Below are 26,909 nucleotides of genomic sequence, written 5' to 3'. Positions count from 1 at the left end.
CTTTAACACGGGACCCGGCAAGCGGGCTTGGGCCATGTTTCGGACAGGTTTCCGTTTCCTCCCCCTCCCGCCCGGCGCGGTGATGTACATGTTCGCTTCCCGCAACAACAAGTGCGGCCAAGTGAAACCTCCCTCGGGAATGCTTAAGGGCATCAACCACCAGGGACGAAGGGACGATCCGCCTTGAGCGCACAGCTAGAGCAGGAACAACATCGCACCGGCACGCCGAGCACGCAGGTGCGTCTCGAGGTGGGGCCGGGACGCTGGGTCAACAACTGGGACGCCGAAGACCCGGCATTCTGGAACGGCGTCGGACGCACCACCGCCCGGACCAATCTTTACTGGTCGATCTTCGCCGAATTCCTGGGCTTCGTCATCTGGCAGCTCTTTGCCGTCGTCGCGGTCTACCTTCCGGCGGCCGGATTCGACCTGGACAACAGCCAGCTTTTCTGGCTGATCTCGATGCCCAGCCTGGTCGGTGCCACGCTGCGGATTCCCTACACCTTCATGGTGGCGCGCTTCGGCGGACGCAACTGGACCATCGCCTCGGCGCTACTGCTGCTGATTCCCGCCGGCGGCCTGGCCCTGGCGGTCTCGAACCCCGCCACCCCCTTCTGGGTGCTGCTGACCCTGGCCGGGCTTGCAGGCTTCGGCGGCGGCAACTTCGCTTCGTCGATGGCGAACATCACCTACTTCTTCCCCGCCTCGCAGAAGGGCTGGGCGCTGGGCCTGAACGCGGCCGGCGGCAACCTGGGGGCCGCCGTGGCCCAGCTGCTGGTGCCCATCGCCATCACCGTCTTCGCCGCGGGTTCCCTGCAGCTGCCGCTGGCCGGGCTGATCTGGATCCCGCTGATCCTGCTGGCCGCCTGGGGCGCCAAGCGCAACATGCACAACCTGTCCAACGCCCGTTCGGATGTCCGCGGCGCACTGGCCTGCCTGAAGGAACGGCACCTGTGGATCATTGCCGCCCTGTACATCGGCACCTTCGGATCCTTCATCGGGTTTTCCGCGGTCTTCCCCAAGCTGATCCGCGACACCTTCCCCGATTACTCCTCCTTCACCCTGGGCACCGCGGCACTCTCCCTGGCGTTCCTCGGCCCGCTGGTCGGTTCCCTCGCCCGGCCCGCCGGCGGCAGGCTCGCCGACAGGCACGGCGGCGCGCGCATCACCCTGGGCGCCCTGGGTGTCATGGGCCTGGTGACCCTGGCCGTGGTCGTGATCCTTCCCGCGGCGAACTTCTGGGTCTTCCTGGCCCTGTTCCTGGTGCTCTTTGCCGCCAGCGGCATCGGCAACGGCTCGACCTACCGGATGATCCCCATCGTCTTCGCCCTGCGCGCCGGGAACGGCACCGGCAATGTCTCGGCGGCACGCAAGGGCGCCGCGGCGCTCGGGCTGATCTCCGCCATCGGCGCCTACGGCGGGTTCCTGATCCCGCAGGCCCTCGGGCTCTCCCTGTCCCGGAGCGGCTCCTACACCGCGGCCTTCATGGTCTTCGTGGCCTTCTACGCGGCGATGATGTTCCTGGTCTGGTTCTGCTACATCCGCCGCGGCACCGCCTTTGCAGCTCGGAGCATCTAGATGACAGCCACCGCCGTTGCTCCCACGACCACTCAAACGCACTGCCCCTATTGCGCCCTGCAATGCGGCATCAGCCTGGACCCGAGTCCCGGTGCCGGGGCCCGCGAGCCGGTGCTGCTGACCGGGCGCGACTTCGAGACCAACGGCGGTGCCTTGTGCCGCAAGGGATACAGCGCCGCCAACCTGCTGAACCATCCCGAACGCCTCCACTCCCCGCTGCGCCGCACCGCGGCGGGCAACCTGGAGCCGGTGGGCTGGGACGAGGCCCTTGACCTGCTGGCCTCGCGCGCGGCCTTGATCCGCAAGGAACACGGGGCCGACGCGGTGGCGGTCTTCGGCGCCGGCGGGCTGACCAACGAAAAGGCCTACCAGCTGGGGAAGTTCGCCCGGCTGGCCCTTGGCACCTCCCGCATCGACTACAACGGACGCTTCTGCATGTCCTCCGCCGCGGCCGCCGGCAACCGCGCCTTCGGCCTGGACCGCGGCTTGCCCTTCCCGTTGGTTGACCTGGATGCCGGCTCGATGATCCTGATGCTCGGCTCCAATGTCGCCGAAACCATGCCGCCCTTCGTCCGCCACCTGACGCACGCCCGCGATTCCGGCGGACTCATCGTGGTCGACCCGCGCCGCTCCCCCACCGCCGAGCTCTGCGCCAATGGATCGGGCTGGCACCTGCAGCCCACCCCCGGCACCGACCTGGAACTGCTGCTGGGCCTGGCACACGTGCTGCTGGCCGAATCCCTCATCGACGAGGACTACCTCGCTTCCCGCACCAACGGGTTGGAGGGGGTGCGCGCCTCGGTGGGTGCCTGGTGGCCCGAACGCGTCGCCTCGATCACCGGCGTGCCCGCCGCCGAGATCAGGCGCACCGCCCGCGCGCTGGCCGCCGCGGCCGCCGGCGCCAAGTCAGGGGGAGGGGGCGTGTTCATCCTGACCGGGCGCGGGGTCGAACAGCACGCCAACGGCACCGACACCACCACCGCCGCCATCAACCTCGCCCTGCTGCTCGGGCTGCCCGGCACCACCGGGGGCGGCTTCGGCACCATCACCGGGCAGGGCAACGGCCAGGGCGGGCGCGAGCACGGGCAGAAATCCGACCAGCTGCCCGGCTACCGCAAGATCACCGATCCCGCCCACCGCGCGCACGTGGCCAAGGTGTGGGGAGTCGACCCGGAAACCATTCCCGGCCCCGGCATCCCCGCCACCGAGCTCTTGCACACCCTGGGCACCGAATCCGGGGCGCGCATGCTCATGGTGCACGCCTCGAACCCCGTGCTCTCCTCCCCCGATGCCTCGAAGGTCCTGGCCGGGTTGCGCAGGCTGGACTTCCTGGTGGTCTGCGACTTCTTCCTCTCCGAAACCGCCGCCGAGGCCGACCTGGTGCTGCCGGTGCTGCAGTGGGCCGAGGAGGAGGGCACCATGACCAACCTGGAGGGCAGGGTGCTGCGCCGCCGGGCGGCACTTCGCGCGCCGGAAGGCGCGCGCGGCGAATTGTGGATCATGGCCGAGCTCGCCAAGCGACTGGACTCCCCCGGAACGTTCTCGGCCGATGCCCGCGAGGTCTTCGAGGAGCTGCGCCTGGCCTCCGCCGGAGGCCTGGCCGACTACTCGGGCGTCGACTGGGACGACCTCGATGCCGGGGCCGCGGTCTACTGGCCCTGCTCCACCGAACATGCGGTCTCGCGCGTTCCGGGGCAACGCTCGGGCACCCCGCGGCTCTTCCTGGACGGCTTTGCCCACCCCGATGCACGGGCGCGGCTCATTCCGGTCTACCCCGGCACCCCGCCCGAGGCCCTGCACACACGCAGGCAGCTGGCACTGGTCACCGGGCGGCTGCTGGAGCACTACCAATCCGGGACGCAGACCCGCCGGGTCGCCGAGCTGGCGGGTGCGGCCCCCGAGGTGCGCCTGGAAATCCACCCCGGCACCGCACGCGCCCACGGCATCGCCGAGGGCCAACGCGTCGCGGTGCGCAACGGGCGCGGGGAAGTCGTGGCCCGGGCTGCGCTGAGCAGCGCGCTGCGCCTGGACACCGTGTTCCTGCCCTTCCACTTTGCCGGGTCCCAGAATGCCAATCTGCTCACTTCTTCGGCCGTGGACCCGATCAGCGCCATGCCCGAATTCAAGAACGCACCGGTGTCCCTGCACCCGTTGGGAGATGAATCATGAGTGAGCCCATCCGCGAACGCATCCTCGTCATTGGCTTCGGCCCGGTTGCCGCTTCGCTGCTGGAGGGCCTGCTTCCGGGACTCGCCGCGGGCCTGTTCACCCTCGACGTCGTCTCCGCCGAGGACCACCCCGCCTACAACCGCGTGCTGTTGGCCGAGGTCGCCAGCGGCGCGACCTCCCCGGAGCACTTGGCCATGATCGATCCGCTGCGCCTGGCCAAGGCGGGCGTCGGCCTGCACCTGGGGGAAACCGTCACGCGGGTGGACCGCTCGCGGCGGTTGGTATCCCTGGGCTCGGGGCGATCGCTGGGCTATGACCGGCTGGTGTTTGCCACCGGCGCCCGCCCGGTGGTCCCCACCCTCAACGGCCTGGACTTTTCCCCGCACGCCGAGGCCAACCTGCCGGCCGGAGTCATGGCGCTGCGCACGCTCGAGGATGCCGCGGCGCTGAACCGGGTGCTCGTTTCCGGGGGCCGGGTGCTGGTGCTCGGCGGCGGCATCCTGGGCATCGAGGCGGCCCTGGCCATGGCCGAGGCCGGGCACCGCCCGGTGCTGGTCCACCACGGCCCGGCCCCGCTGGGCCGCGCCGTGGACACCGACGGCGGGATGCTGCTGGCAAGATCCCTGCGCGCCGCCGGCGTCGAGGTCGTTTCCGGGGTCCGGGCCACCGCCGTGCGGCGGGACGAAGCCGGGTTCACCGCGCTGGCGACCGAGGAGCACGGGGAGATCGCCGGGGATGCGCTGCTGCTCTCCTGCGGGGTGAGGGCACGCACCGAACTGGCTGCCGGCTGCGGGCTGAAGGTGGGCCGGGGCATCCAAACCAACGAGTATCTGGTGGCCGACACCGAGAACCGCGTCTTTGCCCTGGGAGACTGTGCGGAGGTGGCCGGCGCCGCCCCGGCCGGGTTGCTGGCCCCGGGCTGGGCCCAGGCCGCGTGGCTGGCCGACTTCCTGCTGACCCACCGGGCTCCCGCCCCCGACGCGGCGAGCCGCCCGCTGGCTCCCGGCACCGTGGCCCCCGCACAGGGGGCCTCGAACGTGTTGATGCTCAAGGGCCAGGGCCTGGAACTGGTCGTTGCCGGAAACGTGATGGCCGGCCCGTGGGACGAGGGCCGGGCGCGGGTAAGCGTGTTTGCCGATCCAAGGTCCGGCCACTACCTGAAGCTCGTGACCGAAGACGAGGTCCTGACCGGGTTCCTGGCGATCGGGCTGCCGCGCACCGGCGCCGAATTGGTGCTCGCCTTCGAGCGGGGAAGCACCTTGCCGGAAGACCGCTCCACGCTGCTGCGTCTCGATGACCCGGGCATGCCCGACTCGCTCGTTGCGGCGGGTGCGGATGACCAGCTATGCCGCTGCACCGGCGCCACGCACGGGCAGGTGGCGCATGCAGTGGACGAAGGCTGCACCACCGTTGCCGAGGTGGGTGCCGCCTGCCGGGCCGGCACCGGCTGCGGCGGGTGCCGCGAGAAGATCGAGGCGATGCTGCGCGTCGCCGTCCCGGCCTAGGCGCGGGCCCATGCCGGCGCAGGAGAGGGCCGGACGAACAGACGGGCATTGACGCCGGCGCCTCGCGCCCCAAGTGGCAAGGCGCCGGCGTCAATGTTTTTCCCCCCCGCCAGCCGGAACCGGTGACCCGGTCCCGGCACGATTAGCCCTGCCCGATGTCCTGGGTGATCCAGAATTCCGCGCCGGTGGGATCCTTCAGTGCGGCATTGCGCCCAAAGGGCGTGTCCTCCGCCGGCTGGATGACCGAACCACCCAGGGCCAGGGTCTTTTCGATGATGGCGTCGGCATTCTCAACCGCAAAGTACACATGCCAGCTGGCCGGTGCCCCCTCCGGCAGAAACGAGCTGGCGTCCATGATCCCGGCCTTCGAATCGTCCCCGGCTCCCAGCGTGGTGTACCGGAATTCATCGGTGTCTCCCACGACGGCCGTCTCCCAGCCGAAGACGTCCTGGTAGAACTTCACGGTCGGGGCGAAGTCCCGGGTGAAGAGTTCGTGCCAGGCCGGCGCCCCGTTTTCGGCTGCCACCTCGTATCCGGTGTGCCCGCCAAACTCCCAGATGCCGACGGCCGCGCCACCGGCGTCTCCGAACATCGCCATCTTGCCTTGCTCCGGAATGTCCATGGGCGGCAGGTAGACCTGCCCGCCGTGTTCGGCCGCGGCCTTCGCCGCGGCCTCGATGTCGTCCACGCGCAGGTACGTGGTCCAGACGTCCGGGGAGCCGGAGGTTCCGTCGTTGTCCATGATCCCGGCCACCATCTTCCCGTCCTTGGACGCGGTGATGTAGCCGCCGTATTTTTCCTGGTCCCCGGCCTCGTAGGTCCAGCCAAAGAGGGTGCTGTAGAACTCCTGGGATTTGCGGGGATCCGAGGTCAGCAGGTCGATCCAGCAGGGCGATCCGACGGTCAGGTCTGGCTTGGGCATGGTTCCTCCAACTGATATGTAGCGAGGTGTGCGAACATGGGTCCAGGCGTGAGTCTATGCCCGCGGACGGGGCACAGCAATGGCCAGCAGCCCGATACCCGGCAGTAGGTCGAGCGTTGCCTCCCTCCCCCGGGGTTCCCCTCCCCGGTGGCCGCTGCCGGCCCCGATTTCCAGGGTCCTCGCCGAGGCCCCTGACGCACGGATCAACAAAGTTACGCCGAGGCGTACATTCATCTACGTCATGCCGTACTATGAATTACCCGCTCTTTTCGCCGATCGACACCGCACCGCTTAGGACCTCAATGACGACTCCTTCCCGCACCCGAGCCCTCGCCCCCGTCTGGCGCCGCCTCTCGGCGGCCCTCGCCTGCATCGCCCTGGCAGCGACGCTTGCCGGATGCGACTCCCCCGGTGCAGTCTCCGGCCAGGGCGCCTCCGACCGCCCGGTCGTGCTGACCACCTTCACCGTGCTGGCAGACATCGCCCAAAACGTTGCGGGCGACAAGATCGCCGTCGAGTCGATCACCAAGGCCGGGGCCGAGATCCACGGCTACGAACCCACGCCGCAGGACATCGCCAAGGCCTCGCGCGCCCAGCTCATCCTGGACAACGGGCTGAACCTCGAGGCCTGGTTCGAGCAGTTCATCGTCGAACTCGACGTGCCGCACGTGGTGGTCAGCGAGGGCATCGAGGTCATGGACATCACCGAGGACGCCAACGCCGGGATGCCCAACCCGCACGCCTGGATGAGCCCGGTCAACGTGCAGCACTACGTGGCGAACATCCGCGACGCCTTCATCGAACTCGACCCGGAAAACGGCGAGTACTACACCGAGAACGCCCGCGCCTACACCGCGGAGCTGGAAACGCTGGAGAAGAACCTCATCGAGGGCCTGGCCGGGCTCAAGGAAAACGAGCGCGCGCTGGTTACCTGCGAGGGCGCCTTCTCCTATCTGGCCCGCGACGCCGGCCTGAGCGAGAAATACATCTGGGCCGTGAACGCCGAACAGCAGGCCACCCCGCGGCAGATCGCCTCGGCCATCGAGTTCGTGAAGGACAACGAGGTGCCCGCGGTGTTCTGCGAATCCACCGTTTCCGACGCCCCGATGCAGCAGGTGGTGCAGGGCTCCGGAACCACCTTCGGCGGCACCCTCTTCGTCGATTCCCTCTCCGAGGCCGACGGCCCGGTCCCCACGTACCTCGACCTCATCCGGCACGACACCGACGTGATCCTGTCCGCCCTGACCGGGGAAAAGCCGTGAGCATCCCCGCGGTCACCGTCACCGACCTCACGGTGCGCTACGGGGACGTGTTGGCGCTGAAGTCGGCCTCCCTGGAGTTGAACAACTCGCGCATCTGCGGGCTGGTGGGCATGAACGGGTCCGGCAAGTCCACGCTCTTCAAGGCCATCATGGGCCTGGTCAAACCCGATTCCGGGACGGTGCTCATCAACGGCGGCACCCCGGCGCAGGCCCGGAAGTCGGCCGCCATCGGCTACGTCCCGCAGTCCGAGGACGTGGACTGGGCCTTCCCGGTCTCGGTCCACGACGTGGTGATGATGGGCCGCTACGGGCACATGGGCTTCACCCGCCGCCCCTCCAAGGCCGACAAGTTGGCGGTGGAGGAGGCGCTGGAACGCGTGGAGCTCACCGGCTACGCGCACCGACAGATCGGGCAGCTCTCCGGCGGCCAGAAGAAGCGGGCCTTCGTGGCACGCGGCATCGCGCAGAACGCCACGATCCTGCTGCTCGACGAACCGTTCGCCGGGGTGGACAAGAGATCCGAGGCCACCATCACCCGGCTGCTGCGCGAGCAGGCGCGCACCGGGGCCGCGATCCTGATCTCGACCCACGACCTGCACGCCTTGCCGGAGTTGGCCGACGAGGCGGTGCTGCTGATGCAGCGCGTGCTCATGCACGGGGACCCCAAGACGGTCCTGCGCCCCGAAAACCTGGCCCTGGCCTTCGGCCTCGACGTCCTGGGAAGGGGCGAAAGCGCATGAACCTGCTCGATTTGGTCCTCGAGCCGCTGGGCTACGGATTCATGATCAACGCCCTGGCCACCGCGGTCACGGCGGCCGCGGTCTGCGCGGTGCTCTCCTGCTGGCTGGTGCTCATCGGCTGGTCGCTGATGGGAGATGCCGTCTCCCACGCGGTGCTCCCGGGCGTCGTGCTGGCCTACGTGTTCTCCGTGCCCTTCGCCCTCGGGGCGCTGCTCTTCGGCTTCCTGGCCGTGGCGCTGATCGGCGCGGTGCGCGACACCAGCCGCATCAAGGAGGACGCCGCCATCGGCATCGTCTTCTCCACGCTCTTCGCCCTGGGCCTGGTGCTGATCTCCGTCACCCCCTCGCAGACCGACCTGGGCCACATCATCTTCGGGAACCTCTTGGGCGTCTCGAAGGCCGAGCTGGTCCAGATCGTGCTGCTCGGCGTGCTGGCCCTGGCCGCGCTGCTGCTCAAGCGCCGGGACTTCACGCTCTTTGCCTTCGACGCCACCCACGCGCACGCCATCGGGCTGAACCCCCGGCTGCTGGGTGCTGCGCTGCTGGGCCTGCTCGCGCTGACCTCGGTGGTGGCGCTGCAGGCGGTCGGCGTGATCCTGGTGGTGGCGATGCTCATCATCCCCGGGGCCACCGCGCACCTGCTGACCGATCGCTTCGGGCGGATGCTGCTGATCGCCCCGGGGATCTCGGTGGCCTGCGCGGTCATCGGGCTGTACGTCAGCTACTACCTGGACACCGCATCGGGCGGCATGATCGTGCTGACCCAGGGCGCGGTGTTCGCCCTTGTCTACCTCTTCAGCCCCACGCAGGGGCTGCTGGGGCGCCGGATCGCCAGGTCGGTGCGCCGCTTGCGCGCCGCCGAGGGGATCCGGGTTCGCGACGCGGCGGGCAGCGGTCGCTAGGGCCGGTTCCCGGCCCACTGGCACAAATACGCGTGATGCCGATGCTGCAGTGCAGCATCGGCATCACGCGTATTTAGTCGGGCGCGGGTTTACTCGGCCAGGGTGTGCGATTCGGCCAGGGTGCCCTGCGCGGTCTCCAGCTTCTCGTCCGCCGGATCCTGCACCTGCGCGCCGAGGTGGCCGCGGGTGAGCTTGTTCATGATCAAGGCCAGGGCGCCGTCGCCGGTCACGTTGGTGGCCGTGCCGAAGCTGTCCAGCGCGATGTACGCGGCGAACATGAGGCCCACCTCGACCTCGCCGAAGCCGAGCATCTGCGCCAGCAGGCCCGCCGCTGCGGCAATCGCGCCGCCGGGAACGCCCGGGGCCGCGACCATCATGACACCGAGCATCAGGATGAAGGGCAGGTACGAGGCGAAGGAGACGTCGCCGCCGGTGAGCAGCAGCACCGCGATCGAGAAGCAGGTGATCTTGACCATCGAGCCGGAGAGGTGGATGGTCGCGCACAGCGGCACGACGAAGCCGGCCACCGAGTCGGAGACGCCGTTCTTCTTGGTCGAGGCGAGGGTGACCGGGATCGTCGCGGCCGAGGAGGAGGTGCCCAGCGCGGTGAAGTAGGCGTCGCGCATCCGCCACAGCGCCTTGAGCGGGTTTTGCCCGGTCATGGCGCCGGCCACGGAGTACTGGGCCAGCAGCACGACGAGCGTCAGGGCGAAGGACACCAGGGCGACCAGCAGGAACTTGGTCACGACGGTCACGGCCGCGCCGCTCGCGGCGAGGTCCATGAAGATGCCGAAGATGAACAGCGGCAGCGCCGGCACGATGATGCGGCGGATCACTGACTCGATGACCGTGCGGAACTCGACGGCCCCGCGGAAGATCACCTTGGAGTGGAAGGCGGTGATGCCGACGCCGATCACGAAGGCGAGCACCAGGGCGCTCATCACGTCGATGACCGGCGGCAGCACGATCTCGGTGGCCGAGTCGCCCGCGCTTCCCACGACGGTCAGGAACGGCTCGAAGCCCGAGCCCTCCTCCTCGCCGAGTGCCTCCAGCCCGCCGCCGGAGAGCGACGGGGTGAACAGCCAGCGGCTCACGAAGTAGGCGAGCAGCCCGGCGAGGATGGTGGAGCCGTAGGCGATGGCGGCCGTGACGCCGAGCCATTTTCCGGCGCCCTTGCCGAGCTCGGCAATGGCGGGGGTGACCAGGCCCAGGATGATCAGCGGCACGATGAAGCCGAGGAACCCCGAGAAGATCGAGTTGTAGGTCAGGAACACCCCGCCGAGCCAGGCGGGCATCACCGGTCCGGTCAGGATGCCCAGGACAATGGCCAGGAGTATCCAGCCAAGCAGGGGGATCGATTTCAACAGCTTCATGGGAAGGGTCCTCAAGTCGACGGGATCGGGTCGTGCCGGCATGCGCAAGCTGGTTGTGGCGCAGCGCACGCCTCAGTCATAGTAAGCGGTGCGGGCCATTGTTCGAAATCCGCCGGCGGCGCCCGTCGCGCCACCGCCGCGCTAGCCGCGAGAGACGTGCAACGCTTCGGTCGCCTGGCGGCCCAGGCTGACGGTCTCCGCAGCGTCGGCGACCCGCAGCAGCACCGCATCGGAGAAGGGTGCCGCCCCGGTGATGACCAGGCCCACCCCCGGCACGACGCCTTGGGCGCTGAGGTACTGCAGCAGTGCCGGGTCCTCGTCGTTGATCCTCTCCACGGTGACCCGCACCCCTGGTTCCACGGTGCTGAGCAGCACCGCGTCGGGCCGGGTCAGCACGCCCTCGGCGCTCGGGATCGGGTCGCCATGCGGGTCTCGTGCCGGGTGCCCCAGGAATGCGTCGAGGCGTTCGACCATGAAGTCGCTCATGGCGTGCTCAAGGTTTTCGGCCTCGTCGTGGACCTGGTCCCAGTCGTAGGAAAGGGTCTGGACCAGGAAGGTTTCCAGCAGCCGGTGCCGGCGCACCATGTCCAGGGCGTACTTGCGGCCCAACTCGGTCAGCTCGACGGCGCCGTAGCGGGCGTGGCTGACCAGCCCCTGCGCGGTCAGCTTGCGCACCGCGTCGGAGACCGAGGAAACCTTCAGCCCCGATTTCTGGGCAATGTCGGTTGCGGTGACGGGGTCGTCCGACCATTCGGACAGACCCCAGATGACCTTCAAGTAGTTTTGCGTGCTGACCGAAAGTTCCGAAACCGACATGTGTACGAGTCTACAGAGGACACCCGGACGCCCGATTCCCGCACGGGTGTGATGTCGCCTGGATCCAGCCCTGCTCGCGGGCCAGGTGCGCGGCCTCGATCCGGTTGGCCGCCCAAGCCTTCGGGCGCACCCCTACCAACAGGATTTCACCCGCGTGGATTTATCTTTGGAAAGCCGCTCGGACGCAATTGTTACAGCCACCCCTTTCATGAGCGACGTCACATGCCTTATGCTCATTGAACGGAATGCGAACAACTGTGCGCCTAGCGCACAACCGCGAACGCAAGTCTCCCCGCTACAAGGCCCGCAAGGCACCGGAGGATCCCCATGACCAACCAAAGCACGCTGGTTGCGCCCGGCGTTGACACCGCAAAGCACGAGTACCGCACCCAACGCGCCAAGAAGGCTGCCATCGCGGGCTTCCTTGGCGGCGCCCTGGAGTACTACGACTTCTTCGTCTATGCCACCGCGGCTTCGCTGGTCTTCTCCCACATCTTCTTCCCCGCGGGAAACCCCACCGTTGCGCTGATCGCATCCTTCGCCACCTTCGGCGTCGCCTATATCGCCCGCCCCTTCGGAGCACTGCTCTTTGGGCACCTGGGCGACAAGATCGGACGCAAGAACACGTTGGTCATGACCCTGGTGCTGATGGGCGGGGCAACGTTCCTCATCGGCCTCCTGCCCGATTTCAACACCGTCGGCTACTGGGCTCCGGTGCTGTTGGTGGTGATGCGTTTGCTGCAGGGCCTCTCCGCCGGCGGCGAAACTGCCGGCGCCGCCGCACTGGCCATGGAGGAATCCCCGGTCGGACGCCGGGCCTTCTTCCCGTCCTTCACCATGAGCGGGATCTCCGCCGGCATCGTGTTGGCCTCCCTGGTCTTCCTTCCGGTGGCCGCCATGAACGAGGCCGACCGCCTGGCCTGGGGCTGGCGCATCCCCTTCCTGCTCTCGGCCGTGGTGCTGGTGGTGGCATTCGTGGTGCGGCGTTCGCTTGAGGAGCCGGAGGTCTTCACGGAGGCCGCCGAGCAGCTCGAGAAAAACGTGCAGCACGAGAAGCCCAAGATGCCGTTCATGCAGATGTTCAGCACCCACCCGGCACAGTTCTTCCAGGTCGCCATGATGTCCTTCGAGACGGTCACCAACATTTTCATGCAGGCCTTCGGACTGGCGTTCGCCGTCTCCGTCGGGATCCCCGCCCAAACCATGCTCATCATCAGCATCGTCGGCAACGTCATCGCCATCGGTTCCCAACCGCTCATGGCCCTCTTCGCCGACCGGTACGGTCGCCGCCGGATCTTCATCGCGGGCGTGCTCGGCTCCGGGACCCTGATCTGGGTCTATTTCTGGGCGATCTCCACCGCGCAGATCGGGCTCATCTTCGTGGTCAGCACCCTGATCACCGCCGGCACCTACTCGATGTCCAATGCCATCTATCCGGCATGGTTTGCCGAGTTGTTCAACGTCCGTGTTCGTTACACCGGCATGGCGATCGGCTTGCAGGTCGGCATCCTGGCAGCCGGCTTCACCCCGCTGCTGGCCACCGCGCTGGTCGGCGACGATCCCTCGAACTGGGGACCGGCCGCCTGGATCGTGGCGGGCTCCTCGGTGATCGCCGTGGTCGGGGCGCTCTGGGCGCGCGAGACCTACCGGACCCCGATCAACGAGCTGGGCAACCCGATGGAAAACGAGCTGCGCACGAACGCCTAGCTCATTTGCTCCGGTAAACCGGACGGCGGTGGATCCCTGCGGATCCACCGCCGTTCGCGTTTGTCCTGCGGGCGCAACCCGTTGGCGGGCCAACCGAAATGGCCGGATGGCCTACGCAATGTCCGCACGCGACAAAGCGATCCGGGAGGGCGCCGTCCGTATTATCCTGACGGCACAGGAAAAACCGGCAAGAGATATCCCTCGCCTTGGACGCCCGCTGAACGGAATGGGAATCCATTTCAGTGAGGGGACGACGTGCTTTTGGTGGAAGCCCCCAATACACGCGAAGGGAACCGGTCGTGTGACCGGTTCCCTTTGGTTTGTGTGTAGCGTGCTTTGCGGGCTAGGCGCCGCCGGCGACTCCGGCCTTGTCCTCGACGTAACGGCCGTTGCGGGCCATCATCATTCCGCCCAGGGACATCGGGATGAACGTTGCCACGTACACCCACAGCGGGACGGTCCAGCCGCCGGTGGTGGAGAAGAGCCATCCACCCAGCAGCGGGCCAAGGGTGCCAAAGAGGTAGCCGACGCCCATGGCGAATCCCGCCATGGCCGCGGACCCTGCGGTGGTGCGGCTGCGCAGGTTGAACATCGCGATGGCCAGCGGGAAGGCGCCGCCCGCCAGCCCGGCCACCAAGGCCGCGAGCCAGAGCGGGCCGATGCCCAGGATCATGAGCAGGTAGCCCAGCGGGCCGGCCGCGGCCAAGATGACCGCGAGGATCGCCGGGTTGCGCATCTTGTTGGCAATCAGCGGGGTGATCACTGCCATCGGCAGGGTCATGAACGTGTAGATGGAGAACGCCGTGGCGGCCGATCCCTTGTCCAGCCCGAAGCCCTGTTGCATGATCGTGGGCAGCCAGGCCAGCATGGCGTAGATGTTCAGCGATGCCATGGCGTAGAACAATGCGATTCCCACCGCGACGGGGCTGGCTATCAACCGGCCCAGTCCCAGGTTCGAGCCGGCGGCTGCAGCGGCATTGGAGGTCTGTGCCGCGGTGGCCGCGCCGTTGCGGCGCTCCTTGAGCAGCACCAGCGTCCAGGGCAGGACGGCGATGAGCGAGAGCACACCCCAGGAGGCGAGCGAGAGCTGCCATCCACCGGCATTGGCCAGCGGCAGCGCCGTCATCGCCGGTAGGGTCGCCCCGGCCTGCATCAGCAGGGCGAAGACCGTGACCATGGAGGCCTGGCGGTCGGGGAAGTGCTTCTTGACCAGCGGGGCGCCTGCCACGTTGCCGAAGCCCATGCCGAGCAGGGCCACGAACGTGAGCGCCATGAAGATCGCCGGGCTGTCGCTGAAGGGACGCACCAGCGTACCGACGGCGGCCAGGATCACGGCGATCAGCGCGGTTGCTTCCAGCCCGATCTTGCGCACAATGACCGGGGCCACGAAGCCGCCGATGCCGAAGCTGAGCGTGGGCAGCATGCCGATGAAGGTGGCGCCGGCGGTGCCGATGCCCAGTTCGCCGGTGACGGTGGTCAACAGCGGGGAGAGCCCGGTGACCGCGTAGCGCAGGCCGATGCCCAGGAGCAACAGGCCAATGATAATGACGATGCGGCCCTTCCACAGCGCCTGGCGGGGATTGCCCGCACTGGCGGCTTGTGGAAGGTTTCCGCCGGAAGTGTTAGTCATGGTGGACATGTCCGGTCTTCGATTCAGCTAGGTTTTCGGAATGCTTAGGAGTGCTTCGAGTCGCCGTCGATCGGGAACATCTGTCCCGAGATCGTGCGGGCGTGCGGGCCGGCCAGGAAGAGGGCCAGCTGGGCAATGTCGTTGGGGTCGACGAACTTGCGGATCGACTGGTTGTCCAGTGCCTTGTTGGTTTCTTCCTCGACCGTGGTGCCATTGGCCTCGGCGCGGCCGGCCAGCACGCTACCCATCCGCGGACCGTCGACGGCACCGGGGTGGATGGTGTTGGCGGTGATTCCGTATTCGCCCAGTTCCAGGGCCAGGGTCTTGGCAAACCCGACCAGTCCCCACTTGGTGGTGGAGTAGGCGATGCGGTTCGGGTAGCCGAAGCGTCCGGCCAGCGAAGACATCACCAGGATCGAACCGGCGTCCGATTCCTTCAGCAGCGGGATGGCGCGCTGGGTGACCATGAGGGTGCCGGTGAGGTTGATGTCCACGACCGCGGCCCAGGTGTCGAGCGGGTACTCGGTGGCCGGGGCAGTTGCGCCGGCGATTCCTGCGTTGTTGATGAGCACGTCCAGCCCGCCCAGCTGCTCCTCGACGTCCCTGAAGAGCACCTCGAGGTCTGCGGCCTTGCTGATGTCGCCGACCGAACCGGTGATGTTTTCGTTTTCCGCGACGATGGCCGCGACGGCCTCGGCGTTGACGTCGGCGATGTGGACGCGGGCGCCGTTGGCAACGAATGCCTTGGCGATGGCCAGTCCGATTCCGCCGGCTCCGGCGGTGATGAGTACACGTTGTGACATGATTCGACTCCTTCTACTCGATGCCGTGTGATCACACGGCATCGGTTCGCATTGTTGTTTACGGTAAGGGCCGGGACTCTCGGGCCGGGTGGGTCCGGTGGGTGACGGTCCGTGCTTGCGCTCGTCCCACGATGCGGAATGTTCTTCTGGAATTCCGTTCCGTTTGTCGATGCACTTCATAGATTAGGCCTGGCCCAAAAGGTCGTCAACGGCCGTGGTCACGCCATAAATTGGGTTTTCCTGCTGCCGGAATCGCGGATTCTCACCCACGTAGAAATTGCATGCAAACGCATGTAATACAACCTTTAGGCCGGTATTTTCTGTAAGAGTTTCCGTCATGAGGAAAGTTGGGGCCAAGATTCCGTTCGTCACAATTCCCCGCCCGGATGGTGCCTGCGCCGAGCGCGCGGGCCATTACAGGGAACGCGTCAGTTCCGCGATGCGGCGCCCGGTGTACTCGGCGGCCTCCGTCAGCGCCTCCACATACCCTTGGATCTCGTCACGATGGAAGCGCGAGGCCGGCAGGACCACGGTGAAGGCTCCTAGCGGTTGGCCAGCGGTGGGAATCGCCACCCCAACGCCACAGATCCCCGGGGAGGTTTCCTCATAGTTCACCCCGTATCCACTGCGCCTCACCCCGGCCAGCTGGCGCTTTAGCGTTGCCAGGGTCACCCCGGTCACGCCGTTCAACTCGGGCCCTTCCTGCATGCGCGGGGAATCGGAAGTGGTGACGACCGCGGCCAAGTCATCGTTGCGCAGCTGGGCCAGCAAGGCCTTGCCCCCGGCTGAGTCGCTGGCAGGCAGCGTGTCTCCGACACGAATGACAACCCTGAGGTTCTGTTCCATTTCGTCGATGCCATCCAGGAAACGAACCGAACCCATTTCCAGCACCATGAAACCCACGGTTTCATTCAGCCGGGCATGCAGGCGTTCGAGCGCCGGACGCGCAAGATCGCGAAGGGAACTGCGGGCGATGGCCCCGACCGCCTGGGCCGCGAGGATGGGCCCGGCAACATAGCGACGCTCCCTGTCCTGGCTGGCAAAACCGCGGTAGGTCAAGGCCGCCAACAACCGATGGGCGGTGGAGACCGCGACACCGAGCCGTGCAGCGGCCTCGGTGACAGTCAGCGCACCGCCGAAACGGAGCAGGAGCGCCAACTGCAGAGCGCGATCGACGGACTCAACGGGAGGATGAGCCGTACTATCGGTCCAGGACTCGGCTTCGCTCGCAGCAGCATCGGGAGTTGAGTTGCTCATGGTCCAAGCATCGCACGGCATCCACCGACATGCCGGAGCCGAAGGTGGTGGCGTAGCCACCCTCCAACGCATCCGGCATTAAGCGGTCTACAGACTCGACGGTCGATGACTTGTTCTCCATGGTGAAATCATGGCCCAGCCCGCGAACGGCTTCCCAACCGCCACCACGCCATGACCCCGCCCATCACCTACGCTGGAGAAGTGGTCAACTACACCTTCAAGCAATTGCAGTACTTCGCTGCCGTGGCCGACTCGGGCACGATCTCCGGCGCGGCCGCGGCCTGCCACATCTCGCAGGCCGCCATGTCCCAGGCCATCGGGGAACTCGAGCGCATCGTCGGGTCCCAGCTGTTGGTGCGGCACCGGGCCCGCGGCGTCGTGCTGACCGCCGTGGGCACCCACTTCCTGCGCGACGCCAAGGAACTGATCCGGCACGCCGAAGAGGTCCAGGGCCTCATCGGGGAGCGGCAGAGCGGGCTGGTCGGGCCGCTGAACATCGGGATGTATTCGGGCCTCTCCTCGTTCTGGCTGCCGGTGATCTGCGAGCAGTTCACCAAGCCGAACCCGGGGCTCGAGGTGCGCATCACCGAGGGCGACGGCGCCGTGCTGCAGGAACGCCTGCTCGAGGGCTACCTCGACGCGGTGCTCACCCACACCCGGCACCTGCTGCCCCACGTGCGGCACACCCCGGTGATGAGCGGACGCCCCTACGTCCTGCTGCCGGCCGGGCACCGGCTTGCGGGCAACGGGAGCGTGCGGCTCGCCGAGCTGGCCGACGAGGACTTCGTGTCCCTGGACATCCCCTCGGTGCGCGACAACCAGCTGGTGAACCTGCGCATGTCGGGCCTGGACCCGAAGATCGCCTGGAGCAGCTCCAACTTCGAGGCCGTGCGGGGCATGGTGGCCCGCGGCCTGGGCTACACGGTGCTGGTGCAGCGCCCTCCGGTGAACCTGAGTTACGACGGGTTGCCGCTTGCCGTGCTGGAAATCGAGGGGCCGGTGGGCCACAGCGACATCTGCGTCGCCTACACGGCCGCGGAGCGGCCGAGCCTGCGCCTGCGCGCCTTCATCGAGTTCTGCGAACGCGTCGGGGCCGAACGCGAAGAAGGGATGGGCGGTTCCTGAACCGTTCCCCGGAAGCTGGACCGACCTGTTCGGTTCCTTGCTTCCGGGGAACGGCTCACGACCCGGGGTTCCCGGCCTTTTGCCGGCGCAACGTCAGGAGGCTGATGACATGGCCGCGTCGCGGACCGCAAGCTTCTTGCGGACCACGGGCCAGAAGGCAACCAGCACCACGGTGGCCAGCAAGCTGGTCCACACCTGGGTCCGGCCGGATTCGGTGGTCAACATGATGACCAAGACACCCGCGACGCCGGCAATCAGCAAGTAGTTCAACCAGGGGAAGAGCCACATCTTCAGCTTCAACCCCGCGACTTCCTCGGGGGACATGCGCGAGCGCAGGCGCATCTGGGTCACGGCGATGAAGACGTAGACAAAGAGTGCCACCAGGCCGGCGGAGTTCATGATGAAGTCGAAGATGCCCGAGTCGGGCAACGCGAAGTTGACGATGGTCGCCACGAAGCCGCCGACCGTCGAGGCGATCAAGGCAGCCAGCGGCACGCCGTTCCTGGATCGCTTGGTCATGATTTTCGGGGCGAAGCCCTGGTCGGCCAACGCGGCAAACATGCGCGAAGCCGAGTACAGGCCGGAGTTCAGCACCGAGCAGACGGCGGTGAAGATGATCAGGCTCATCACCATGTCGGCACCCGGCAGGCCAAAGAGCGAGAACACGTAGGTGAACGGGGCAATTTCGGCCGGATCGGGCAGCTGGTTCCACGGCACGATGGTCACGATCACCAGCACCGCTCCGACGAAGAACAGCAGGATACGCCAGATGATGGTGGTGCTGGCCTGGCGGATGCCCTTGGAGGGATCCTCGGATTCGGCGGCGGCCATGACCGCGATCTCGGTGCCGAAGTAGGAGAAGATCACGACGGCCACACCGGTGATGGAGATCCACACGCCGTTCGGGGCAAATCCGCCATGCTGCCACAGGTTCTCGACGGAGAAGCTGGAGCTAGGCCACATGCCTAGGGCAAAGAGCACGCCGACGGCCAGGAAGATAACGATGGCGATGACCTTGATGCTGGCCAGCCAGAACTCGACCTCGCCGAAGGTGCGCACCGAGATGATGTTGGTGCAAATGAAAAGGACCAACAGGCAAGCGGAGAACAGCCATGACGGAAGCTCGGGGAACCAACCGTTGAGCATCTTGCCGCCAAGCACCGATTCATAGGCCAGCACGCCGACCCAGAAGTACCAGTACAGCCAGCCGACGAGGTAGGCGGCCCAGTTGCCGAGACCCTGGCGGGCGTATTCCATGAACGAGCCCACGGTCGGGCGTGCGGCGGCCATCTCGCCGAGCATGCGCATGGCCAGGAAGACCAGGAGTCCGCCGATGAGGTAGGAAATGACGGCTGCGGGGCCGACCGTGCGGATGACGTTGCCCGAACCGACAAAGAGGCTGGCACCGATGATGCCGCCCAGGGTGATCATGGTGACGTGGCGCGAGCGCAGCTTGCTGCCTGCGGCACCTTGCGGGGACCGCTCCGTTGCCGTCGAAGTAGTGTGAATTGACATGTGAAACTTTCCGGGGACTGGCCAAGGACGTGTGGGTGCTTCGGCCGCCTGCCAGGAATGTGATCTGGCACATGGGCGAGAGCCGCCACGGAGAGACAATACCCCTCCGAGGGAGACGTGTTTGAGCCCGGGGTTCAGCGGGAAACACCCGGCGCACCCCGAAAAAAATGCCAGTTTCCGGGCGCTGCGGCCCCCTTCGATGTGGCGCGCGTGGCACATGCCAGTGACGGGGATCATACATGTCCGCGGTGGCATGGTCTCATCCGGCACAGTCCTGCAGGGGTGCGGCCGGCCCGTGGTCGAGACTGGGCCACGGCCCTGTCCACGGGAAACGCCGCGACTGAAAAGCAGGGGGCCGGACGCCGTTCATGCGTTCGAACAGTTGCGCAGCGCGTCCCCATTTGGTTGGAGAAATCCGTCGGCACCGCCGGCGGGGAGACGCGTGCCTGCGTGCCTCCCCTAAAGTGCTCTCCAATGTTCCCGGGCCAGTTGTGCCTGCGTCTTGATCGAATTCTGCAAGGGGAACTGCGCCGAACGCGAAGAAGGGATGGGCGGTTTCAAACCACCCATCCCCTCAAAAGCCAGCGGAACTACATGTTCTCGGCGCCCAGGTCCGCGTCCTTGCCTTCCTTGATGCTGCGCATGGCCAGCGCGGCGACGAGGAAGACCCCGGCCCACACGGCCCCGGCGATCCAGAGCGAGCCGCCACCCAGCAGCACCAGGCCGGTGACGATCATCGGGGTGAAGCCGGCACCGAGCGTGGAGGAGAGCTGGTAGACCAGCGAGGCCCCGGTGTAGCGGATCCGGGTGGGGAACAGTTCGGCGGTGAAGGCACCGAACGGCCCGAAGATGGTGCCCTGCACCACGCCATTGGCCAGGAAGAGCGCGATCGCGAAGAGCCAGAGCTCGCCCAGCTGCAGCATCCACATCATCGGCAGGGCAAGCACCGCGCCGGCAAGGATGCCGAACATCATGACCGGACGGCGGCCCAGCTTGTCCGAGTAGCGGGAGGCAAACCACACCGCGACGATGGTCAGGGTGGCACCGACGGCCTTGACGTTGAGCACCGCTGTGCGGTCCATGCCGGCTTCCTCCACGACGTAGGAGATCGCCCAGACGGTCATCAGGCCTTGCACGGTGTAGGAGCTCATGCCCACCAGCGTGCCCATGAGCACCGACTTCGGGTACTTGGTCAGCACCTGCATCAGCGGGATCTTCCGTTCCTCGGCCTTGTCCTCAAGGGCCAGGAAGAGCGGGGATTCGGTGACCTTCAGGCGGATGACCAGGCCGATGGCGACCAGGCCCAGGCTGGCAATGAACGGGATGCGCCAGCCCCAGGCCAGGAACTGCTCGGTGGGCAGCGTGGAGACCGCGGAGACCGCAAGGGTCGCCAGCACGGCGCCGGCCGGGCCGCCCATGTTTGCGAAGCTTGCCGCGAAGCCGCGGCGTTCCTTGGGCGCGTGTTCCAACGCCATCAGCATGGCCCCGCCCCATTCCCCGCCCACGGCCAGGCCCTGGATGATGCGCAGGGTGATCAGCGCGATCGGGGCGATGATGCCGACCTGTGCGGTCGGCGGCAACAGGCCGATGATCGTGGAGGCGACGCCCATCATCACCATGGAGGTGATCAGCACGCCCTTGCGGCCCAGCTTGTCGCCGTAGTGCCCGAAGACGATGCCGCCCAGCGGGCGGGCCAGGTAGCCCACCGCGAGCGTGGCGAAGGAGGCGAAGAGCGCCACCGCGGGCGGCAAATTGACGAAGAAGACCTTGTTGAACACCAGCGACGCGGCGGTGGCGTAGAGGATGAAGTCGTAGAACTCGATGGCGCTGCCGATGAAGCTTGAAGCCAGGATGCGTCGCATGTGCGGGGAGTTCAGCGACGGGACGACAATCTCGGAGGAATGTCCGGCGGGGATCTTGGTGTGGCTCATCGTGCAACCATCATTTCTGCATCTATGCGGCTAAAGGAAATGGTATCGAGATCCTCGGGAACCAGGAAGGTTCCGGAGAAATCCTTGGAGTGGGAGAGCCACGTGGACAGCGGCGTGGTCCCGGGCACCAGGTGGTGCAGGGCCAGGGTCCGGGCCCCGGCGCGTTCGGCCAGCTCGATGGCCTGGGCGGCCGAGGTGTGCGAGAGCCGGTGGTGGTCCATCGAGGCGGCGGCCGCCTCGGTGCCGATGCTGCCGTAGCTGCGCTGGACCCACTCGAAGTCGATGGCCTCGTGCAGCAGCAGGTCGGTGTCGCGGGCGAGCCGCACGAGGTTCTCGCACGGAGCGGTGTCCCCGGAGATCGTCACCGAACCCTCGACGGTGTCGAAGCGGAAGGCGAAGGCCGGGGCGATCGGCGGGTGCTTGACCAGGGTGGCGGTAACGGTGACCAGCTCATCCCGGTAGATCTCGAAGGGCTCGAAGTTCTCGGGCGTCGGGTTCGCGTTCGGGTGGTATCCGGTGCCCGCGGGGATCGCGATGTCCGAGGCGATGAAGTGGTCCAGCGGCGAGGGGCGCAGGGCGTCGATCACGCGGTCGTTCAAGTCGGTGCCGTAGGCCTGCATGAGGTGGCTGAACATGTCCGCGGTGCCCGGGGTCGGGTTCTTCGGGTAGAGCGGGGTGGGCGGAACCTGGGCCCGCGGGGAGGCCGGCGGCAACGCCCCGCGGTCCCCGGGGCCGATGATGTGGATCGGCGCCTGGCCGGGAGTGATGGTGAAGAGCCCGAAGATCGCCAGCGACGCGAGGTCGATGGTGTGGTCGGAGTGCAGGTGGGTCAGGAAGATGCCGCGGAGGTTCGCGGTGCTGAAACCGGCCTTCATGAGCTGGTTCCCCACGCCGGTTCCGGCGTCGACCAGGTACACCGCGTCGCCGACAACCACGGCGGTGGCGATGCCCGCACGCTTGCCGGCGTTTTCGCCGGTCCACCAGCGGGGACCGCCCGCTGTTCCCAGGGTGACTACATGGGGTTTGAGGGAAGTGCTGTGCACGTGAACTGCTCCTTGCGCGAGAAGAATGAGATGTCCTTCACACAAGGATGACGCGTCGCGGCACATACGTAAAACTGTTTTTATCGAATCAGTTCACTGGTTTTGCTTATATATCTGCCGGCCGGTTCCAGCCGACACGTGCGCCTGTACCTCGCGCAGATTCGCGCCATCTTGCGGCAACCAGCCATCGCACCGATCCGAGGGGTCCGGAGAGCGATTCGGCCAAGGGCACCGGGGAGGCAGCTCATGCATGCCTCCCCGGCGCCAGCTGGTTTTCGTCGACCTGGATGCCGCATGGATCCTCGATGGCCTGCCCGTATGGCAGTCGGTGTCTGTCCGGGCAGAGAGCGGTGCGACGCGGGCCTCAAGCCGGGCATGGTGCCCCGGTTGGCGATCCGCTTATGTGTAGAGCGAGAGCGGCGCCGTGGTTCCGTGCAGGTAATACGTGCCTACCTCGATCTTCTTGTAGTCCACCGGGTCGTGGAGCGAGTGTGTGCGGACGTTGCGCCAGAACAGGTCCAGGCCCACGTCGTTCTTGGTGGAGCTGGCGCCGGTGACCTCGTAGATTCGGTTGGCAACCTCGAGTGCGACCTCCGTGGTGACAACCTTGAGTTCGGCAATGGCCACCGCGATGTCCCCGCGCTGTTCGGCGCTGAGCTCGCCGGACCGGGCCACCTCGGCGTCGAAGCGGCGGTTGAGTTTCTCGGCCAGGGCCGCGGCCGCGGAGGCACGCGCCTTCAGCTCGCCTACGGCGCGCTGGAACACCGGGTCCTGGGCGTAAGTCTCCGACGTGGAGAGGAACCAGGAGTTCCTGCGCTCAAGCAGGATCCTGCGCCCGGCTGCCAGCGCGCCCTCGGCGATGCCGAGATAGAAGTTGCCAAAGGCCAGCTGCAGCCCGGGGGTCAGCAGCGTGGCAATCGGATCTGCCGTGACTTCGCCCAGCACGTCCTCCCCTGTCACCAGCACGTCGCGGTACTTCACAGAACCGGAGGCCGAGAGCCGCTGCCCCAGGTGGTCCCAGTCGCCGAGCAGTTCCAGGCCCTCGCGGGTGCGCTCCAGGACGAAGGCAATCACCTTGCCTTCCTGTTCACCGCCACTGACCGCCGCATTGATGACAATGACGTCCCCGACGCTGGATCCGGTGGAGAAACGCTTGAGGCCATTGAGCCGGTAGCCGTCACCATCGGAGGTGAGCACCAGGTCCGGGTCGACCGGGTTCACCGAGTCGCCCCACAGCCAGCCGTCGGCGGCGCTTCGGGCGAACCAGCGGCCCTGGGTCGAGGGTTCGGCGTAGAACGCGATGCTGGACTGGTTGGCATAGTGGTAGGCGAGCAGCTGGGCGATCGACCCGTCGGCCGAGGCAATGATGCGCACGGCGGCGAACGCCGATTCCCAGTGTCCACCGGCGCCGCCGAATTCGGTGGGCACCAAGAGGTTCAGCAACCCGGAGTCGCGCAACAGTGCGACCTCGGTGAACGGCTCCTGGTTGGCCCTGTCGCGGGCCAGCGCATCCACGGCGAGGGCGTCGGCGACGGACTTCGCGACGGTTTTCCAGTGCTCGAGTTCGGTTTCGTCGGCGTGGCCGCTCCATGGGGTGCGGGGCAGCGACTGGAGATCAAGCGGGGTGGTGCTCATGTGGGGCTCCTTCGAGGGTTCGCAGCGAATCAATGACTCGAGCCTAGGAACCGCCAAGGGTGTCGCGCATCTGGCACTTCACGGTGGGAAGCACGGTGTCATGCAGTGTCACCGGTGCCACCCGGGCATCGGCGGGGCCGTCACATGCGTCCATCCGGAGACATCCACGGGACACAAAAATACCCGGAACGCCATGTCGGTGAAGGTGCGCCAACGAGGGCAGGGTGCGGGGCGACCTGCTAGTTTTCGCCCTCGGGAGCCACCGCGGTGACCAGGTCCTGGAGTTCGGGCACCCGGGCCGCGCTTTCCAGCGCCGAGTGGAGCACCGCGTCGTGCGTCGGGTGGGCCTCGGCCAGGAGCTTCTCCCCCGCGGCGGTGAGCTCGGTGTAGATTCCGCGGCGGTCATCCGTGCACAGGATGCGCGTCAACAGGGCGCGGTCCTCGAGCCGCGTCACCAGGCGGGTCGTGGCACTGCTGGACAGGGCCGCAGCACGGGCCAGCTGGGCCATGCGCATGTGCCAGCCATCCTGCCTGCTCAGGGCGTCGAGAACGGTGAATTCCACGACGGACAGGCCGTGCTTGGCCTGCAGTGCGCGCTCCAGCTCCCCCTCAATGAGGTTGTGAAGTGCGGCGAGCGTGCGCCAGCCCTGCGCGCGGATCTGTACGGCATCGTCCTTGATCCCCATAGGTGCTTCTCCTCGTGTTTTCGTCCCCCTCAGCATATCACCTTGCGCTGATATAGCGCGTGTGCAATCATTGCGTTAGCAGTTAGTTGCATACGCAACGATTGGTTCGGGGAAACCCTCCGCACCTCATTTCAACCATCACACACCGAAGGTTCACCATGCCCGTAGCTCTTTACGCCCTCGCCCTGGGCGGCTTTGGAATCGGCTTGACCGAATTCGTCATCATGGGCCTCCTGCCCGAGATTGCCGCGGATTTCGGCGTCACCGAAACCGTCGCCGGCTACCTCATTTCCGGCTATGCCCTCGCCGTGGCCATCGGCGCCATCATCCTCACCGCGGTCTTCAGCCGGCTGGACCGCAAGAAGTCTTTGCTGTTCCTGATGCTGCTCTTCATCATCGGAAACCTCCTGAGCGCCACGGGCCCGACCTACGAACTGGTCATGGTCGGCCGCATTGTCGCCGCCCTGTGCCACGGTGCCTTCTTCGGCATCGGCTCCGTCGTTGCCGCCGACCTGGTGCCCTCGAACAAGCGTGCCGGCGCCATTTCCTTCATGTTTGCCGGCCTCACCATCGCCAACGTCCTGGGCGTCCCCTTCGGCACGCTGCTGGGCCAGGCCACCGGTTGGCGTTCAACGTTCTGGGCCATCACCGCCATCGGCGTCGTCGCCTTCGTCGGCATCATGGTCTTGGTCCCGGGCAACCTGGCCCGGTCGGGCAACAAGGGAATCTTCGGCGAGTTCAGCATCTTCCGCAGCCCGCAGGTCTGGCTGTCGATGTTCGTGACCATCCTGGGATACGGCGGCATGTTCGGCGCCTTCACCTACATCGCGTTCACGCTCACCGGTGTCAGCGGCTTTGCCTCCACCTCGGTTCCGTGGCTGTTGGTGCTCTTCGGCCTCGGGCTCTTCGTGGGCAACATCCTTGGCGGCAAGGCCGCCGACCGCAACCTGGCCGCCACGCTGATCGCAGTGCTCTCGGTCCTCGCCGTCGTCCTGGTGGCCTTCGCGCTCACCGCCGGCAATCAGATCGCCACCATCATCGCCCTGGTGCTCATGGGCGGCATCGGCTTCGCCACGGTCCCGGGACTCCAGATGCGCATCATGAACCATGCCGCCCACGCACCGACCCTCGCCTCGGGCGCCAACATCGCCGCCTTCAACGTGGGCAACGCGCTCGGCGCCTGGGTCGGCGGTCTGACCATCGCCGCTGGCCTTGGCTACACCTCGCCGCTGTGGGCCGGCGCGGCAATCACGGTTGCCGGACTCGCCGTCATGCTCATCGCGACCCGCGTCCGGGGCGGCGAATACTCCAAGTTGCACCCTTCCGCCTCGGTGCCCGTCACCGTCGGCTGACGCTGCAAACTCACCGTCTCCAACATCCCGTTACCTGTAATCCAAGGAGCATCCCCATGACCACCGCAACCAACACCATCCCCAACATCACCCTCAACGACGGAACCACCATGCCCCAGCTGGGCTACGGCGTCTTCCAGGTTCCGGATGACCAGACCACCGCAGCGGTGGCCACGGCACTGGAAACCGGGTACCGCAGCATCGACACCGCCGCCATCTACGGCAACGAGGCCGGCGTGGGCCGCGCCCTGGGCGAATCGGGCCTCAAGCGCGAGGAACTCTTCGTGACCACCAAGCTCTGGCTTGCCGACCTCGGCCGGGCCTCGGCCCGCGACGCCATGGGCGCGAGCCTGGACAAGCTGGGCCTGGACCACGTGGACCTCTACCTGATCCACTGGCCGGGCACCGACACGGACGCCTACCTCGAGTCCTGGCAGGCACTGGAGGAATTGCGCGCCGCGGGACTGACCCGCTCCATCGGCGTCTCCAACTTCCTGCCCGCACAGCTCGAGCGGCTCCTCGAGCTCGGAGGCGCGGTGCCCGCCGTCAACCAGGTGGAGCTCCACCCCTTCCTGCAAAACCGCGAAACCGCCGCGGTGAACCGCGCGCACGGCATCGCGACCGAGGCCTGGAGCCCGCTGGCCCAGGGTGCCGTGCTGGATGATCCGGCCGTGCTGTCCGCCGCGGCCGCCCACGGGGTGACCCCGGCACAGGTGGTCCTGCGCTGGCACCTGCAGGCCGGCAACGTGGTGATCCCGAAGTCGGTCACCGCCTCGCGCATGGCCTCGAACCTGGACGTGTTCGGGTTCGACCTGGACGCCGGCCAGGTCGCGGCACTCGATGCGCTGGATCGCGACGGGCGCACCGGGCCCTTCCCGGGCACCTTCAACGGCTAGGTCTCTGCCCAAGCGATCAACAACATGTGGCGCGGGGGGGGGGGGGGGGGGGGGGGGGGGGG

The 26,909-nt window shown here is 67.1% G+C and carries 21 protein-coding genes; 10 read left to right on the top strand and 11 right to left on the bottom strand.

Translation table 11 applies throughout. From position 1 onward, the window contains the following. Window positions 1-183 precede the first annotated feature (183 nt). From ACIPVK_RS15625 to ACIPVK_RS15615, 3 genes are read left to right on the top strand one after another with little or no spacing between them, the layout of a single operon-like run. Entirely contained in the window at window positions 184-1,578 is a 1,395-nt protein-coding gene (locus ACIPVK_RS15625) for an MFS transporter (RefSeq protein ID WP_407612901.1), read from the top strand. Beyond that, window positions 1,579-3,747, top strand: coding sequence for a molybdopterin oxidoreductase family protein (locus ACIPVK_RS15620; RefSeq protein WP_407612900.1), 2,169 nt, complete (start codon window positions 1,579-1,581; stop codon window positions 3,745-3,747). Then, window positions 3,744-5,252 carry an FAD-dependent oxidoreductase gene (locus ACIPVK_RS15615; protein ID WP_407612899.1) on the top strand — a complete coding sequence of 503 codons (1,509 nt, stop codon included), beginning with the start codon at window positions 3,744-3,746 and terminating at the stop codon, window positions 5,250-5,252. The genes ACIPVK_RS15620 and ACIPVK_RS15615 overlap by 4 nt, the downstream gene beginning before the upstream one ends. A 142-nt stretch (window positions 5,253-5,394) precedes the next feature. Here ACIPVK_RS15615 and ACIPVK_RS15610 read toward each other — a convergent pair whose 3' ends face one another. Next, entirely contained in the window at window positions 5,395-6,174 is a 780-nt protein-coding gene (locus ACIPVK_RS15610; RefSeq protein WP_407612898.1) for a VOC family protein, read from the bottom strand. Window positions 6,175-6,476: 302 nt separating this feature from the next. On the opposite strand from ACIPVK_RS15610, the gene ACIPVK_RS15605 reads away from it, so the two are divergent. The 3 genes from ACIPVK_RS15605 to ACIPVK_RS15595 are packed head-to-tail and all read left to right on the top strand — an operon-like array spanning window position 6,477 to window position 9,078. Beyond that, complete coding sequence (locus tag ACIPVK_RS15605; RefSeq protein WP_407612897.1) at window positions 6,477-7,436, top strand: metal ABC transporter substrate-binding protein; 960 nt, start codon at window positions 6,477-6,479, stop codon at window positions 7,434-7,436. Beyond that, complete coding sequence (locus ACIPVK_RS15600; RefSeq protein WP_407612896.1) at window positions 7,433-8,176, top strand: metal ABC transporter ATP-binding protein; 744 nt, start codon at window positions 7,433-7,435, stop codon at window positions 8,174-8,176. Before ACIPVK_RS15605 ends, ACIPVK_RS15600 begins: the two co-directional genes overlap by 4 nt. Next, a complete protein-coding gene (locus tag ACIPVK_RS15595; RefSeq protein WP_407612895.1) occupies window positions 8,173-9,078 on the top strand; it encodes a metal ABC transporter permease in 906 nt (301 codons plus the stop codon). The genes ACIPVK_RS15600 and ACIPVK_RS15595 overlap by 4 nt, the downstream gene beginning before the upstream one ends. Window positions 9,079-9,167: 89 nt before the next feature. Here the strand turns inward: ACIPVK_RS15595 and ACIPVK_RS15590 are convergent, their stop codons facing one another. Beyond that, window positions 9,168-10,451 (bottom strand): dicarboxylate/amino acid:cation symporter, encoded by a 1,284-nt coding sequence (locus ACIPVK_RS15590; protein WP_407612894.1) that lies wholly within the window; start codon window positions 10,449-10,451, stop codon window positions 9,168-9,170. A 141-nt stretch (window positions 10,452-10,592) separates the two neighbouring features. Then, window positions 10,593-11,267, bottom strand: a complete 675-nt coding sequence (locus ACIPVK_RS15585; protein ID WP_407612893.1) for a metal-dependent transcriptional regulator — start codon at window positions 11,265-11,267, stop codon at window positions 10,593-10,595. 327 nt (window positions 11,268-11,594) lie between these two features. Between ACIPVK_RS15585 and ACIPVK_RS15580 the strand changes: the two genes are divergently transcribed. Then, on the top strand, window positions 11,595-12,974 hold the full coding sequence (locus ACIPVK_RS15580) for an MFS transporter (RefSeq protein ID WP_407612892.1): 1,380 nt from the start codon (window positions 11,595-11,597) through the stop codon (window positions 12,972-12,974). A gap of 343 nt (window positions 12,975-13,317) precedes the next feature. On the opposite strand, the gene ACIPVK_RS15575 is transcribed toward ACIPVK_RS15580, so the two are convergent. From ACIPVK_RS15575 to ACIPVK_RS15565, 3 genes are all read right to left on the bottom strand, one after another. Next, the gene (locus tag ACIPVK_RS15575) at window positions 13,318-14,613 is read right to left on the bottom strand and encodes a CynX/NimT family MFS transporter (RefSeq protein WP_407612891.1); all 1,296 of its coding nucleotides are present in this window, start codon (window positions 14,611-14,613) and stop codon (window positions 13,318-13,320) included. Window positions 14,614-14,648: 35 nt separating this feature from the next. After that, window positions 14,649-15,407 carry an SDR family oxidoreductase gene (locus ACIPVK_RS15570; protein WP_407612890.1) on the bottom strand — a complete coding sequence of 253 codons (759 nt, stop codon included), beginning with the start codon at window positions 15,405-15,407 and terminating at the stop codon, window positions 14,649-14,651. A 414-nt stretch (window positions 15,408-15,821) separates the two neighbouring features. Further along, window positions 15,822-16,664 carry an IclR family transcriptional regulator gene (locus ACIPVK_RS15565; protein WP_407612889.1) on the bottom strand — a complete coding sequence of 281 codons (843 nt, stop codon included), beginning with the start codon at window positions 16,662-16,664 and terminating at the stop codon, window positions 15,822-15,824. 171 nt (window positions 16,665-16,835) lie between these two features. Between ACIPVK_RS15565 and ACIPVK_RS15560 the strand changes: the two genes are divergently transcribed. After that, the gene (locus ACIPVK_RS15560; protein ID WP_407612888.1) at window positions 16,836-17,789 is read left to right on the top strand and encodes a LysR family transcriptional regulator; all 954 of its coding nucleotides are present in this window, start codon (window positions 16,836-16,838) and stop codon (window positions 17,787-17,789) included. Between the two features lie 93 nt (window positions 17,790-17,882). On the opposite strand, the gene ACIPVK_RS15555 is transcribed toward ACIPVK_RS15560, so the two are convergent. The 5 genes from ACIPVK_RS15555 to ACIPVK_RS15535 all read right to left on the bottom strand — a co-directional run bounded on the left by ACIPVK_RS15555 (window position 17,883) and on the right by ACIPVK_RS15535 (window position 24,599). Beyond that, window positions 17,883-19,304 (bottom strand): amino acid permease, encoded by a 1,422-nt coding sequence (locus ACIPVK_RS15555; protein ID WP_407612887.1) that lies wholly within the window; start codon window positions 19,302-19,304, stop codon window positions 17,883-17,885. A 590-nt stretch (window positions 19,305-19,894) separates the two neighbouring features. Then, window positions 19,895-21,235, bottom strand: a complete 1,341-nt coding sequence (locus ACIPVK_RS15550; protein ID WP_407612886.1) for an MFS transporter — start codon at window positions 21,233-21,235, stop codon at window positions 19,895-19,897. Next, complete coding sequence (locus tag ACIPVK_RS15545) at window positions 21,232-22,278, bottom strand: MBL fold metallo-hydrolase (RefSeq protein WP_407612885.1); 1,047 nt, start codon at window positions 22,276-22,278, stop codon at window positions 21,232-21,234. Before ACIPVK_RS15545 ends, ACIPVK_RS15550 begins: the two co-directional genes overlap by 4 nt. Window positions 22,279-22,677: 399 nt before the next feature. After that, entirely contained in the window at window positions 22,678-23,913 is a 1,236-nt protein-coding gene (locus ACIPVK_RS15540) for an acyl-CoA dehydrogenase family protein (protein WP_407612884.1), read from the bottom strand. A 239-nt stretch (window positions 23,914-24,152) separates the two neighbouring features. Beyond that, complete coding sequence (locus ACIPVK_RS15535; RefSeq protein ID WP_407612883.1) at window positions 24,153-24,599, bottom strand: MarR family winged helix-turn-helix transcriptional regulator; 447 nt, start codon at window positions 24,597-24,599, stop codon at window positions 24,153-24,155. A gap of 158 nt (window positions 24,600-24,757) precedes the next feature. Between ACIPVK_RS15535 and ACIPVK_RS15530 the strand changes: the two genes are divergently transcribed. Both ACIPVK_RS15530 and ACIPVK_RS15525 read left to right on the top strand, forming a co-directional pair. Then, window positions 24,758-25,951: an MFS transporter gene (locus ACIPVK_RS15530; protein WP_407612882.1), complete on the top strand. Its 1,194-nt coding sequence runs from the start codon at window positions 24,758-24,760 to the stop codon at window positions 25,949-25,951. A 56-nt stretch (window positions 25,952-26,007) separates the two neighbouring features. Beyond that, the gene (locus ACIPVK_RS15525) at window positions 26,008-26,847 is read left to right on the top strand and encodes an aldo/keto reductase (RefSeq protein WP_407612881.1); all 840 of its coding nucleotides are present in this window, start codon (window positions 26,008-26,010) and stop codon (window positions 26,845-26,847) included. Window positions 26,848-26,909: the final 62 nt, after the last annotated feature.

It is taken from the genome of Paeniglutamicibacter sp. MACA_103, from assembly GCF_045798555.1.
In the GTDB taxonomy this organism is placed as follows: Bacteria; Actinomycetota; Actinomycetes; order Actinomycetales; family Micrococcaceae; genus Paeniglutamicibacter.
This window is presented reverse-complemented; position numbering and strand designations above follow the sequence as displayed.

Excerpts from the sequence above, each read along its gene's own strand:
- ACIPVK_RS15585 (WP_407612893.1), bottom strand. The coding sequence starts at position 11,267 with ATGTCGGTTTCGGAACTTTCGGTCAGCACGCAAAACTACTTGAAGGTC.
- ACIPVK_RS15570 (WP_407612890.1), bottom strand. The coding sequence starts at position 15,407 with ATGTCACAACGTGTACTCATCACCGCCGGAGCCGGCGGAATCGGACTG.
- ACIPVK_RS15605 (WP_407612897.1), top strand. The coding sequence starts at position 6,477 with ATGACGACTCCTTCCCGCACCCGAGCCCTCGCCCCCGTCTGGCGCCGC.
- ACIPVK_RS15595 (WP_407612895.1), top strand. The coding sequence starts at position 8,173 with ATGAACCTGCTCGATTTGGTCCTCGAGCCGCTGGGCTACGGATTCATG.
- ACIPVK_RS15560 (WP_407612888.1), top strand. The coding sequence starts at position 16,836 with ATGACCCCGCCCATCACCTACGCTGGAGAAGTGGTCAACTACACCTTC.
- ACIPVK_RS15580 (WP_407612892.1), top strand. The coding sequence starts at position 11,595 with ATGACCAACCAAAGCACGCTGGTTGCGCCCGGCGTTGACACCGCAAAG.
- ACIPVK_RS15555 (WP_407612887.1), bottom strand. The coding sequence starts at position 19,304 with ATGTCAATTCACACTACTTCGACGGCAACGGAGCGGTCCCCGCAAGGT.
- ACIPVK_RS15540 (WP_407612884.1), bottom strand. The coding sequence starts at position 23,913 with ATGAGCACCACCCCGCTTGATCTCCAGTCGCTGCCCCGCACCCCATGG.
- ACIPVK_RS15620 (WP_407612900.1), top strand. The coding sequence starts at position 1,579 with ATGACAGCCACCGCCGTTGCTCCCACGACCACTCAAACGCACTGCCCC.
- ACIPVK_RS15525 (WP_407612881.1), top strand. The coding sequence starts at position 26,008 with ATGACCACCGCAACCAACACCATCCCCAACATCACCCTCAACGACGGA.
- ACIPVK_RS15535 (WP_407612883.1), bottom strand. The coding sequence starts at position 24,599 with ATGGGGATCAAGGACGATGCCGTACAGATCCGCGCGCAGGGCTGGCGC.
- ACIPVK_RS15565 (WP_407612889.1), bottom strand. The coding sequence starts at position 16,664 with ATGAGCAACTCAACTCCCGATGCTGCTGCGAGCGAAGCCGAGTCCTGG.
- ACIPVK_RS15610 (WP_407612898.1), bottom strand. The coding sequence starts at position 6,174 with ATGCCCAAGCCAGACCTGACCGTCGGATCGCCCTGCTGGATCGACCTG.
- ACIPVK_RS15530 (WP_407612882.1), top strand. The coding sequence starts at position 24,758 with ATGCCCGTAGCTCTTTACGCCCTCGCCCTGGGCGGCTTTGGAATCGGC.
- ACIPVK_RS15550 (WP_407612886.1), bottom strand. The coding sequence starts at position 21,235 with ATGAGCCACACCAAGATCCCCGCCGGACATTCCTCCGAGATTGTCGTC.
- ACIPVK_RS15615 (WP_407612899.1), top strand. The coding sequence starts at position 3,744 with ATGAGTGAGCCCATCCGCGAACGCATCCTCGTCATTGGCTTCGGCCCG.
- ACIPVK_RS15575 (WP_407612891.1), bottom strand. The coding sequence starts at position 14,613 with ATGTCCACCATGACTAACACTTCCGGCGGAAACCTTCCACAAGCCGCC.
- ACIPVK_RS15590 (WP_407612894.1), bottom strand. The coding sequence starts at position 10,451 with ATGAAGCTGTTGAAATCGATCCCCCTGCTTGGCTGGATACTCCTGGCC.